The following is an 11,956-nucleotide window of genomic DNA, read 5'->3' as shown; positions in this document are numbered from 1 at the left end:
GTGGGCAGGCGCATGTAGACCACCACCGCCGCAGCGACGATGGCCAGGTAGATCACCAGCGTGCGGCCAGCGCGCGGCAGCAGCTTGGCCACACCCCCTTCGTAGCCCTTGGCGGTGCGCGCGAAGCCGCGGTTGAACCAGCCGAAGAAGCCCTTTTTCTCGTGGTGGTGACCGGCTTCCACCGGCTTGAGCAAGGTGGCGCACAGCGCGGGTGTGAGCGACAGCGCCAGGAACGCCGAGAACGCGATCGACACGCCCATGACCGCCGAGAACTGGCGGTAGATGTTGCCCACCGAACCGGCAAAGAAGGCCAGCGGCACGAACACCGAAATCAGCACCACGGTCACGCCGATGATGGCGCCCGAGATCTGCGTCATGGCCTTGCGAGTGGCTTCCAGCGGCGGCAAGCCCTCCTCGCTCATGATGCGTTCGACGTTCTCCACCACCACGATCGCATCGTCCACCACGATGCCGATCACCAGCACCATGCCGAACATGGTCAGCACGTTGATGGAGAAGCCCATGGCCAGCAATACGGCGAAGGTGCCCAGCAAGGCCACCGGCACCACGATGGTGGGGATGATGGTGTAGCGGAAGTTCTGCAGGAACAGGAACATCACCAGGAACACCAGCAGCATGGCCTCGGCCAGCGTGATGGCCACTTGCTGGATGGATATCTTCACGAAGCGCGAGCTGTCGTAGGGAATCGCCCAGGTCATGCCGGCCGGGAAGAAGCGCTCCAGCTCGGTCATCTTGGCGCGCACCGCGTCGGCGGTGGCCAGCGCGTTGCCGCTGGGCGAGAGCTGCACACCGATGCCGGTGGAGGGTTTGCCGTTCAGGCGCGCCGACGTGGCATAGGCCTGTGCACCGAGTTCAATGCGCGCCACATCCTTCAGGCGCACCGTGGCGCCGTCGGCCGTGGCACGCAGCACCACGTTGCCGAACTGCTCCACATTGGCCAGCTGACCATTGACCACCACGGTGGCGGCAATGCTCTGGCCGCCCACGTTGGGCAAGGCACCGATCTCACCGGCCGAGACCTGCGCGTTCTGCGCGCGGATGGCGTTGGTGACGTCAGCTGCACTCAGGTTGTAGCCCAGCAGCTTGGCCGGGTCGATCCAGATGCGCATGGCGCGCTCGGTGCCGAACAGCTGCGCCTGGCCCACACCGGGCAGGCGTTGCAGCTCGGGCACCACGCTGCGTGAGGCGTAGTCGCCCAAAGCCACCGGGTCCCAGGCGGGGTCGTCGCTGGACAGGATGGCAAACAGCAGGAAGTTGCTGCGCGAGCGGTCCACCCGCACGCCCTGCTGCGTCACCGCAGAAGGCAGGCGAGGCGATGCACGAGAGAGCCGGTTCTGCACGTCCACCTGCGCCAGCGCGGCGTCGGTGCCGGTCTCGAAGCTCAGCGTGATGCTGCCGGTGCCGTTGGCCTGCGCCACCGACTCCATGTAGATCAAGCCGGGTGAGCCGTTCATTTCCTGCTCGATCACCGAGAGCACGCTGTTCTCCAGCGTGGACGCCGATGCACCGGGATAGGTGGCGTTGATGACGATGGCCGGCGGGGCCACGGGCGGGTATTGCGCAATCGGCAGCTGCGTGATGGACACGCCGCCCATCACCATGATGAAGAGCGCGATCACCCACGCAAAGATGGGCCGCTCAATGAAGAATTTCGCCATGTCGGGCGCTCCTTACTTCGCTGCCGCGGGCGCTGGCGCGGCGGCCGCGGGGGCAGACGCTGCACTGCCGGGCGCCTGCCACGGCACGGCTTTCACAGGCGTGCCCGGCGGCATCATCTGGAGCTTCTGGAAGCCGTCGACCATGACCTGCTCGCCGGCCTGAAGACCATCGAGGATCACCCAACGGCCGTTCTGCTGACCGCCCACCTTCACACTGCGCTTGGCCACCTTGCCTTCGGCATCCACCACCGACACGGTGTCGCCCTGAGCCGATCGTGTCACCGCCTGCTGGGGCAACGTGATCGCATTGCCCGCCTTGGCCTGCTCCAGGCGCACGCGCACGTACAGACCCGGCAGCAGCGTGCCTTTGGGGTTGGGGACCTCGGCGCGCAGCGTCACCTGGCCGGTGGTGCTGTCCACCGTGAGGTCGGAGAACAGCAGGCGGCCTGGCTGCTCATAGACGCTGCCGTCTTCCATCACCACCTCCACGGCCGCAGCCTGTGCGCCCGCGCCCTTGAGCTGACCACTGTCCATGGCCTTGCGCAATTGGTAGACCTCGGCAGCCGACTGCGTGAAGTTCACATACATCGGGTTGATCTGCTGGATCACGGCCAGCTGGGTAGCCTCACCCTGCCCGACCAGCGCCCCCTCGGTCACCAGCGAGCGGCCGATGCGCCCCGAGATGGGCGCGGTCACGCGGGCATAGCCCAGCGTGATGTTGGCGGTCTGCACGGACGCGCGGCCAGCGGCCACGTCGGCCTCGGCCTGCTTCTGCGCCGCCACGGCACTGGCGTACTCCTGCTGGCTGATGGCGTTTTCCTTCACCAGCGGTGCATAACGTTCGGCCAGTGCGGTGGCCTGCGTGAGGTTGGCCTGCGAGCGGGCCAGGCCCGCCTGGGCGCTCTGCAGCGCTGCGGCATACGGCGCCGCGTCGATGCGGAACAACGGCTGACCCGCCTTGACATCGCTGCCCTCGCGGAACAGCCGCTCCTGCAGGATGCCCGCGGCACGTGCGCGCACCTGGGCCACGCGCGAGGCTTCCAGCCGGCCCGGCAACTCGGTCACCAGCCCCACGTCACCCGGCACCACCGTGATCACACCGACCTCGGGAGCCGGCATTCCGCCGCCCGCGGCCGCGGCAGCTGGGGCTTCGGACTTGCCGCATGCGCTCAACACCACCGCGAGCGCCAGAACAGACAGGCCTCGCAGCAGGTGGTTTGGGGGGATTGAAACAAACCGGGTGCGCGAGACGGGCGCAGACTTGATGGGGCTCAAGGCGGGCATGGGAATCCTTGGGATGGAAGGTGAGCGAGGAGCAAACGCAGGCCATGACCTGACTTGTTGATACATCGCAAAGCGGCGAAGTATACATACATACAAGAATGTATGTATAGTCGTGCCACGCCTCAAGGGCACGCTTTCTGGAGACAAACATCATGGTTCGACGCACCAAAGCCGACGCGCTGGTGACCCGCAACAGCCTGCTCGATGCTGCCGAGCATCTGTTTCAGGCGCATGGCGTTTCGCGCACGTCGCTCAACGACATCGCCACCGCAGCGGGCACCACGCGCGGCGCGATCTACTGGCACTTCAAGGACAAGGCGGACCTGTTCAACGCCATGATGGAGCGCGTGACCATGCCGCTGGAAGGCACGCTGGCCTGTGCAGCAGGCCAGGCTGAAGCCGCCGACCACCCCCTGCTCTCGCTGCGCGATTCCATGATGAACGCGCTCAAGCAGACCGCCAACGACGAACAGACCCGCCGCGTCTTCGAGGTGGCCACGCACAAGGTGGAGTACGTGAGCGAGATGCAGGCGGTGCGCGACCGCCACCTGCTGGTGCGCAACCAGTGTGTGGCCATGACCGAGAAAGCGCTGCGCGAGGTGGTGCGCCGCGAAGACATCAAGCTGCCCATGCCCTTGTCCACGGCGGCCCTGGGTCTGCACGTGATCATGGACGGCCTGATCCAGAACTGGCTGCTCGACCCGCTGGCGTTTGACCTGGAGAAGAGCGGGCGCCACACGATGGACGCCTACCTCGCCGGCCTGGGCTTCAGCCTTCCCGCCGCTCGGGCACCGCGTCGCGCGGCACCGGTGCGCGCGATGCCAGCTTGAGGTGCAGCGCGGCCTGGGCCATGAGGTTGGCCGAGACCGGCGCCGTGACAAACACGAAGAGCGTGATCAACAGTTCGGCCACACCCGCCCTGCCCTGCGCTGCCGACACCAGCATCGAGGCCACCAGCACACCGCCCACACCCAGGGTGGAGGCCTTGGTGGGTGCGTGCAGGCGCATGTAGAAGTCGGGCAGGCGGGCCAGGCCGATGGCGCCCACCATCAGGAAGAAGGCGGCGATCACGATGAGGATCGCGGCGGTCCATTCAACAACGGGATGCATGGTGTGTCTCCTTATTCGACGACGTCGCCGCGGCTGAGGTAGCGCGCCAGCGCCACGGTGGATGCAAACCCGAGCATGGCCACCAGCAAAGCGGCTTCGAACAGCAAGACGGTGTTCCAGCGCATGCCCAGCACCACGATGAGGGCCACGGTGTTGAGGTAGAGCGTGTCCAGCGCGAGCAGGCGGTCGGTGGTCTCGGGCCCGAGCAGCAGGCGCCAGCCACAGAGCAACAACGAAACGGTGATCGCGGCCAAGGCGATGTTCAGGGCAATGTCGAGGACGTTCATGCGGCGCTCCCGGTGCGTGCCTGCTGGCCGAAGATCTGCATCAGCGGCGCTTCATAGCGGTTCTTCATCTCGTCGATCATGGCCTGGGGGTCGTCGCAATTGAGCGCGTGCACCAGGATCTCGTGGCGCTGCTCGTCAACCACACACGACACCGTGCCCGGTGTGGTGGTGATGATGGTGGCGAACAGTGCGTTGACGCGCGGATGGTCGGTGGCCAGCGGCACGGGCAGCCAGGCCGGCCGGGGTGTGCTCATGGGGCCGAGCACCAGCCGGGCCACGGTGATGTTGGACAACACGATGTCCTTGACCACCACCGCGCCCAGCCGCAGCGCAGCCAGCCAGTCGATGCGGTCTGCTGGCGCCAGAAAGGGGTGCAGCAGGCGCGGCACGATCAGGCCGATGAGCAGGGCCGAAAGCAGGTGCACCGGCTCCAGGCTGTGCGACAGGGCAAGCCAGCTCGCCCCCAGCAGCACAGAGAGCACCGGGTGGGCTAACCAGCTTGCCTTGCGCAGAGGCAAGCGGTCGGTCGTGGGGGCGGTCATGGGCGTTCCTCCATTGGCTTGACGGTGGGCGCGGGTCGCACGCCATCGTACGGTCGCATGGTGGGCGTGCCTGCCCGATCAGGGCCGAGCACGGCACGTACATACAGCGCCTGGTCGGCGAGTTGGGCGGCGGCGGCATCGGTGTAGCGCTTGATGGGCGAAGCCAGCACGGCCATGAGCACCGTCATCAGCATGATCGCCCACACGGCCGACAGCAGCTTCAGGCTGGTGCCCGACGTACCAACACCATCTTGCGCGGGCTGCACGTGCCAGAACACCACCACGCCGGCGCGGGCCAGGCCCACGATGGAGAAGAAGCCGACCACCAGCACCACGGTCCAGACCCAGGCCTGCGCGGGCAGGCCAGAGCTGCTCTCCAGCACCATCAGCTTGCCCAGAAACCCGGGCAGCGGCGGCAGGCCGGCGGCCGAGGCGGCGCCAAAGATCATCATCAGGCCCAGCAAGAGCGGCTCGCGCAGAGCCACAGCGGGCTGCAGCTTGTCGCGGGCTTCGCCGCGCTGCGAGGCCATGAGTTCGACCAGCAGGAACAGGCCGGCTATCACCACCGTGCTGTGCAGCGTGTAGTAAAGCGAGGCCGACAAGGTGGCCGGGGTGAACAGGCCCACGCCGGCCAGGATGGTGCCCACCGAGGACACGGTGAGGTAAGCCACCAGACGTGCCATGCTGTGTGCGGCCAATGCACCGAGCACGCCGAGAACGCTGGTGGTCAGCGCCAGCGGGAGCAACCAGCCTTGCGCCGCCAGCGCGGCTTCGCCCGCCTCCACGCCGAACACACCCCAGTGCACGCGGATGATGCTGTAGACGCCGACCTTGGTCATGATCGCGAACAGCGCGGCCACCGGTGCACTGGCCGACGCGTAGGTGGCGGGCAGCCAGAAATACAGCGGCACAATGGCCGCCTTCAGGCCGAACACCACCAGCAGCACCAGCGCCGCCGCACGCGCAATCAGCGCACTGTCGCCCGTAAGCTGCCCCACACGCAGCGCCACATCGGCCATGTTGAGCGTGCCGGTCGCGGCATACACCATGCCCAGGCCGATCAGGAACAGGCCCGAGGCCGCGAGGTTGAGCACCACGTAGTGCACGCCCATGCGGAAACGCTCCTTGCCTTGTCCGTGCACCAGCAACACATACGAGGCAATGAGCAAGACCTCGAAGAACACGAACAGGTTGAACAGGTCGCCCGTGAGGAAAGCGCCGCACAGGCCCATGAGCTGGAACTGGAACAGCGCGTGGAAATGCCGCCCGCGGCAGTCCCAGCCGCCGGTGGCGTACCACATGGCGGGCACGGCCACGGCGTAGGTGAGCAGCACCATCAACGCCGAGAGGCGGTCCACCACCAGCACGATGCCGAACGGCGCGGGCCACTCGCCCAACTGGTACACCAGCAACTCACCTTGCGAGGCGTGCCACACCAGGCTGGCGGCCATGAAGGCGCCCAGCAACATCGACGCCATGGACAGGCGCCGACGCCAGCGCAGGCGGGCATCGTCGTGGGCACCACCCTGAGCCGACAGGCCCGACGGGTCGCCGATGAGCAGCAGCAGAACTGCAGTGAAGGTTGGCAAGAGCACCGACAACACGGGCGCATGCTGCAGCCAGAAGGCGCTGATCACAGCCCACATCATTTGTGCCCTCCGGGCTCACGACCATCGACATGGTCGGTGCCGCTCTCGTGCCGGCTGCGCAGGGCGAGTTCGATCACGAAGCCGGTGGTGGCAAAGCCGATCACGATGGCGGTGAGCACCAGCGCCTGCGGCAGCGGATCGGCCACGGGGCCTTCGCCCACCAGGATGGGCTGGGCGTTGGTCCACAGCCGGCCCATGGCAAACAGGAACACGTTGACGGCGTAGCCGAACAGCGACAGGCCCAACACCACCGAAAAGGTGCGCCCGCGCAGCATCAGGTAGACGGCGCAGGCGGTGACAAAACCGATGCCGCTGGCCAAAAGAAACTCCATGCTCATGCGGCACTCCCGGAAGATTGAACAGGCGCAGGCGTCTCGCGCGAAACAGTACCCAACACCGAGATGGTCAGCAGCGTGGCGCCCACCACCGTGAGGTAGACGCCGAGGTCGAACAACGCAGCAGAGGCGAAGGGCAGTTCACCCAGCAAGGGCACATGCGGGTGGCCGTGCGCGCTGGTGAGGAAGGGTCGGCCGAACAGGAATGCGGCCACACCCGTGAGCCCGGCGATGCCCAGGCCAGCGCCGATCCACACCACGAAGCGGCGCCCGCCATCGGCCCGGAGCAAGGCCTCGGCCTTGCTCTGCCCCAGAGCCATGAACTGCAGCACCAGCGCCACGGCCGTGATCAGGCCTGCGATGAAGCCACCACCGGGCAGGTTGTGGCCGCGCATGAAGATGTAGAGGGTGAACACCAGCGCCAGCGGCAGCACCAGCGAAGCCGCCACGCGCAACAGCAAAGGCTGCGCGGCAAACGTCCAGGGGCGACCGTCCGGGTCGGCCAATGGCCGGCGCGTGCGCATGCCCTCCATGAGCGCGAGCACGCCCAGCGCCGCGATGCCCAGCACCGTGATCTCGCCAAAGGTGTCGTAGCCCCGGAAGTCCACCAGGATCACGTTGACCACGTTGGTGCCGCCACCCATGGGCATGGACTGCTGCAGGAAGTACCAGGAAATGGATTCGAAGTCGCGCGTCAGCACCACCCAGGCGATACCGGACATGGCCGCACCGGCCGCCAGCGCAAGCGCCACATGACCGGCGCGATGAACCGGCTTGGTCTCTTTGGGAGAGCGTTGCGGCAACAAGGCCAGGCCCATCAGCAGCAGCACGGTGGAGACCACCTCCACCGAGAGCTGGGTCAAAGCCAGGTCGGGCGCCGACAGACTCACGAAAGTGAGCGAAGCCACCAGGCCCACCACACCCACCAGCACCACCGTCTGAAAGCGCTCGTGGTGCGTGAACGCAATCGCCACGCAGGTGGCCAGCAGCAGCAACCAGACCGCGATGGCCAGGACAGGCGCTGACATCAGCACGCGGTCGCCCGTGCCGATGTTGGTGCTGGCCAGGGGAATCGCGGCCATCACCAGCGCGGCGCCGAACATCCACGCCAGATAGCGTTGCAGGGAACCGTTTTCCAGCCGGATCGAGATGCGGCCCGAGAGAGCGAACAGGCCGTCGATCAGTCCGTCGAACATCTGGCGCCCGGTGGCCGGACCGAACCAGTCTTCGGAGCTGATGCGGTGCAGCCACTTGCCGCGCGCCAGCCAGAAGTACAGGCCAGCACCCACGGCCAGCGCGATCACGCTCATGAGCAGCGGCAGGTTGAAGCCGTGCCAGATCGAAAGCTTGTAATCAGGCAGCGGCTGCCCCGCCAGTGCGGTGGCCGCCACATCCACCAGCGGGCCGAACGTGAGCGCCGGCAACAGGCCGACCACGATGCACATCGCCACCAGCAGCATGGACGGCAGCTTCATGCCCAGCGGCGGTTCGTGTGGATGCTTGTTGGGCACATCACCGATGGCCCCGTTGAAATACGTGTCGTGGATGAAGCGCACCGAGTACGCCACGCTGAAGACGCTGCCCAGCGTGACCGCCACCGGCACCAGCCAGGCCCACACCCCGGCCGTGCCCACCACCGCTTCGGTGAGGAACATTTCCTTCGACAGGAAGCCGTTGGTCAGCGGCACACCTGCCATGGACGCGGCCGCCACCATGGACAGCGTGGCCACCCAGGGCATGAGTTTGTACAGCCCCCCGAGCTGGCGCATGTCCCGCGAATGCGTTTCATGGTCAACGATGCCCGCGATCATGAACAGCGAGGCCTTGAAGGTCGCATGGTTGAGCACGTGGAACACGGCAGCCACCGCAGCCAGCGGCGAGCCCAGACCCACCAGGAAGGTGATGAGGCCGAGGTGGCTCACCGTGGAATACGCGAGCAACCCTTTGAGATCGTGTTTGAAGATGGCGATGAAGGCGGCAAAGATCATGGTCACCAGGCCGGTGGTGGTCACGATCACCTCGAACCAGCCCGAGCCCGCGAGGATCGGGTAGAGCCGCATGAGCAGGAACACGCCGGCCTTGACCATGGTGGCCGAGTGCAGGTAGGCCGAGACCGGCGTGGGCGCGGCCATGGCGTCGGGCAGCCAGAAGTGGAACGGGAACTGCGCGCTCTTGGTGAAGCAGCCCAGCAAGATGAGCAGCAAGGCAGGCACGAACATCGGGTCGGCCTGGATCTGCGCCACCTGCCCCAGCATGGCGCTGATCTCGTAAGTGCCGGCGATCTGCCCCAGCAACACGAAACCGCCCAGCATGGCCAGGCCACCGCCGCCAGTGACGGCGAGCGCCTGGCGTGCGCCGGCGCGCGCATCGGCGCGGTGGCTCCAGAAGCCCACCAGCAAAAACGACGACAGGCTGGTGAGTTCCCAGAACACCACCAGCAGCAGCAGGTTGTCGGACAGCACCACGCCGAGCATGGCGGCCATGAACAGCATCATCTCGCTGTAGAACTTGGCCACCGAGTCCTTGGGACTCAGGTAGAAGTGCGCGTAGATGACGATGAGCAGGCCGATGAACAGGATCAACCCTGCGAACATCATCGACAGGCCGTCGAGCTTGAACACCAGGTTCAGACCGATCTCGGGCACCCACTGCCAGCTGTTCATGACCACGCCGCCGGCCATCACGGTGGGGGCGTGGGACACGAGGATCAGCAAACTGGCCAGTGTGACCAGACCGGCCGCGAGGGCCGTGAGCAAACGGGATTTGGAGCCGAGCCACAAAGTGGCCAGGGTACCCAACAGGAGTGGCAGCAGGACAATGATCAACAGCACGGCACGTCTTTCAGGTTAACCAGCGATTCTAGAAGCTGCCATTTGCGGGAACCTGACTTCGCCCCCACAAGCCCCCACAGTGCTACCGCACGCGTTCAGGGATCGATGCGCTCTGGAGCAGGCGGGCTTGGTGGATGCAAGGTCCAGGCCAGCGGAGATCCCAGTCCCACGGTGGCTCCCACGATCCAGAACACCGCGCCCACGCCCACCAGGGCGCCCACGGAGCCGAACAGCAGCGGCATCACCACGCTCGATCCGTTGATGGCCATGGCCCGCAGACCCAGCGCTTCGCCGTGGCGGTGGTGCGGCGTCATCTGGTGCAGCGTGCTCATGATCATGGGCTGCACCGAGCCCAATGCCAGTCCCAGCAGGATCGACAGGGCGGCCATGGCCCACGCTGCGTGGACCAATGGGTACACGGCAAACAACAGCGCTGTGGCGCCCATGGCCGAGCCGATCACCACCGACTCGCGCAGGTGCGCGGCCAGCCACGGCATGAGCACACGGATGGCGGTGGCCGCCAGCGCAAACGCACCCAGGATGGAGCCGATCACCGTGGCACTCAAGCCGCGCTCGTGGCCCAGCACCGGTACCAGGAAGGTGTGCACGTCCCAGCACGACGAGAGCATCCAGTTGATGAGCATCAGCTTGCGAAAACCCTTGTCCTTCAGCAGGTTCCACGACGAGCCGCTGGACTGGCGCAGTTCGGGCGCCACCGGCTCGTGCTCCACCGTGTGGCGCACCCAGATCCACGCCAGAGACGGGAGCAGCGCCAGCAGCAGGAAAGCCGCGCGAAAGCCGAAGCTGTCGATCATCACGCCCGCAGCGAAGGGGCCCAGGAAGTTGGAGATGGACGGGCCGATGGCCATCCAGCTGAACACCTGCTTGAGCTCGGTCGGGCCGTTCGCCAGCCGCCCCACATGGCGCTGCAGCGCGATCATGGCCAGACCCGAAGCAGCGCCGCAGGTGAGCGCGGTGACACACAGAACGCCGAACACGGGAAAAGCCACTGCGATCGCGGCGCCGACAGATGCGACGCCCACGGCCATCGCCACTGGCTTCTTCAGACCACGCCGATCCGCATAGCGCCCGGCGGGCAAGGCCATGAACACCGGCGCCAGCGCGAACAGCGCCAGCAGCATGCCCACGGCGGCCGGGCTGTATCCCTCGCGCAGCGCCATGAGCGGCGCCGCCATGCGGAAGCCGGTCATGCAGGCGTGCAGACAGATCTGCGCCGCGATCAACCGCGCCAGGTCGGACCGCAGCGAAGGGTTCAAGCGTCCCCGGTGTCGTTGGGGTCCAGCGGCAGCAGCGCGCTGGCCTGCTCTTGCGGCAAGGCCTCCACCGCCTTGAGCGCACGTCCCATGGCGCGGCTGCGTGTCTCGGCGCTGTCGATGGTGTTGAGCACCGTCTGCGTCTGGCTCTTGACCCTCGCCAGCACATCGCCGAACTTGCCGAACTCGGTCTTGACCGCGCCCAACACCTGCCAGACCTCGCTGCTGCGCTTCTCCAGCGCCAGCGTGCGAAAGCCCATCTGCAGCGAATTGAGCATGGCCATGAGCGTGGTCGGCCCGGCCAGCGTCACGCGGTATTCCCGCTGCAGCACTTCCATCAGGCCCGGCCGGCGCAGCACCTCGGCGTACAAGCCTTCGGTGGGCAGGAAGAGGATGGCGAAGTCGGTGGTGTGCGGCGGTTCCAGGTACTTGTCGGCCATGGACCTGGCCTCCAGCTTGATGCGCTGCTCCAGACCGCGTGCCGCGATCTCGGCGCCTTCTGCGTCGGCACGCTGCTGTGCGTCGAGCAGGCGTTCGTAATCTTCGTTCGGAAATTTCGCGTCGATGGGCAGCCAGCACGGCGCACCGTCGTCGCTGCGGCCCGGCATCTTGATGGCGAAGTCCACCGTGAAACGGCTGCCCGGTTTGGTCATGACCTGCGTGGCGTACTGGTCGGGTGCGAACACCTGTTCAAGCAGGGCCGCGAGCTGCGCCTCGCCGAACATGCCGCGCGTCTTCACGTTGGTCAGCAGGTGCTTGAGGTCGCCCACGCCCTGGGCCAGCGTTTGCATCTCGCCCAGGCCCTTGTGCACCTGCTCCAGCCGGTCGGCCACCTGCTTGAAGCTTTCGCCCAGGCGCGCCTGCAGCGTGGTCTGCAGTTTTTCGTCCACCGTGGCGCGCATCTCGTCGAGCTTGGCGGCGTTGCTCTGTTGCAGTTGCTGCAGTTGCGCGTCCAGCGTGGTGCG

11 protein-coding genes are annotated in these 11,956 nt (G+C 66.5%); 1 reads left to right on the top strand and 10 read right to left on the bottom strand.

Annotation, left to right across the window (positions count from 1 at the left end):
- Positions 1-1,679 (bottom strand): efflux RND transporter permease subunit (locus Q0C59_RS15640; RefSeq protein WP_291217131.1); only part of this gene is annotated, 1,679 nt, incomplete at its 3' end.
- 12 nt (positions 1,680-1,691) lie between these two features.
- On the bottom strand, positions 1,692-2,963 hold the full coding sequence (locus Q0C59_RS15635; protein WP_291217129.1) for an efflux RND transporter periplasmic adaptor subunit: 1,272 nt from the start codon (positions 2,961-2,963) through the stop codon (positions 1,692-1,694).
- A gap of 152 nt (positions 2,964-3,115) precedes the next feature.
- On the opposite strand from Q0C59_RS15635, the gene Q0C59_RS15630 reads away from it, so the two are divergent.
- Positions 3,116-3,793: a TetR family transcriptional regulator gene (locus Q0C59_RS15630; protein WP_291217127.1), complete on the top strand. Its 678-nt coding sequence runs from the start codon at positions 3,116-3,118 to the stop codon at positions 3,791-3,793.
- Here Q0C59_RS15630 and Q0C59_RS15625 read toward each other — a convergent pair.
- The 8 genes from Q0C59_RS15625 to Q0C59_RS15590 all read right to left on the bottom strand — a co-directional run.
- Positions 3,732-4,073 (bottom strand): Na+/H+ antiporter subunit G, encoded by a 342-nt coding sequence (locus Q0C59_RS15625; protein WP_291217125.1) that lies wholly within the window; start codon positions 4,071-4,073, stop codon positions 3,732-3,734. The two genes, Q0C59_RS15630 and Q0C59_RS15625, sit on opposite strands and share 62 nt — an antisense overlap.
- 11 nt (positions 4,074-4,084) lie before the next feature.
- The gene (locus Q0C59_RS15620) at positions 4,085-4,360 is read right to left on the bottom strand and encodes a K+/H+ antiporter subunit F (protein ID WP_291217122.1); all 276 of its coding nucleotides are present in this window, start codon (positions 4,358-4,360) and stop codon (positions 4,085-4,087) included.
- Positions 4,357-4,902: a Na+/H+ antiporter subunit E gene (locus Q0C59_RS15615; RefSeq protein ID WP_291217119.1), complete on the bottom strand. Its 546-nt coding sequence runs from the start codon at positions 4,900-4,902 to the stop codon at positions 4,357-4,359. Before Q0C59_RS15615 ends, Q0C59_RS15620 begins: the two co-directional genes overlap by 4 nt.
- Positions 4,899-6,551 carry a monovalent cation/H+ antiporter subunit D gene (locus Q0C59_RS15610; protein WP_291217116.1) on the bottom strand — a complete coding sequence of 551 codons (1,653 nt, stop codon included), beginning with the start codon at positions 6,549-6,551 and terminating at the stop codon, positions 4,899-4,901. The genes Q0C59_RS15615 and Q0C59_RS15610 overlap by 4 nt, the downstream gene beginning before the upstream one ends.
- Positions 6,548-6,883: a Na+/H+ antiporter subunit C gene (locus Q0C59_RS15605; RefSeq protein WP_291217137.1), complete on the bottom strand. Its 336-nt coding sequence runs from the start codon at positions 6,881-6,883 to the stop codon at positions 6,548-6,550. Before Q0C59_RS15605 ends, Q0C59_RS15610 begins: the two co-directional genes overlap by 4 nt.
- Before the next feature lie 2 nt (positions 6,884-6,885).
- Entirely contained in the window at positions 6,886-9,717 is a 2,832-nt protein-coding gene (locus Q0C59_RS15600) for a monovalent cation/H+ antiporter subunit A (RefSeq protein ID WP_291217114.1), read from the bottom strand.
- A gap of 95 nt (positions 9,718-9,812) precedes the next feature.
- The gene (locus Q0C59_RS15595; RefSeq protein WP_370654287.1) at positions 9,813-10,928 is read right to left on the bottom strand and encodes an MFS transporter; all 1,116 of its coding nucleotides are present in this window, start codon (positions 10,926-10,928) and stop codon (positions 9,813-9,815) included.
- A 62-nt stretch (positions 10,929-10,990) separates the two neighbouring features.
- Positions 10,991-11,956 (bottom strand): DNA recombination protein RmuC (locus Q0C59_RS15590; protein ID WP_291217111.1); only part of this gene is annotated, 966 nt, incomplete at its 5' end.

It is taken from the genome of Hydrogenophaga sp. (genome assembly GCF_022844385.1).
Lineage (GTDB): Bacteria > Pseudomonadota > Gammaproteobacteria > Burkholderiales > Burkholderiaceae_C > Hydrogenophaga.
This window is presented reverse-complemented; position numbering and strand designations above follow the sequence as displayed.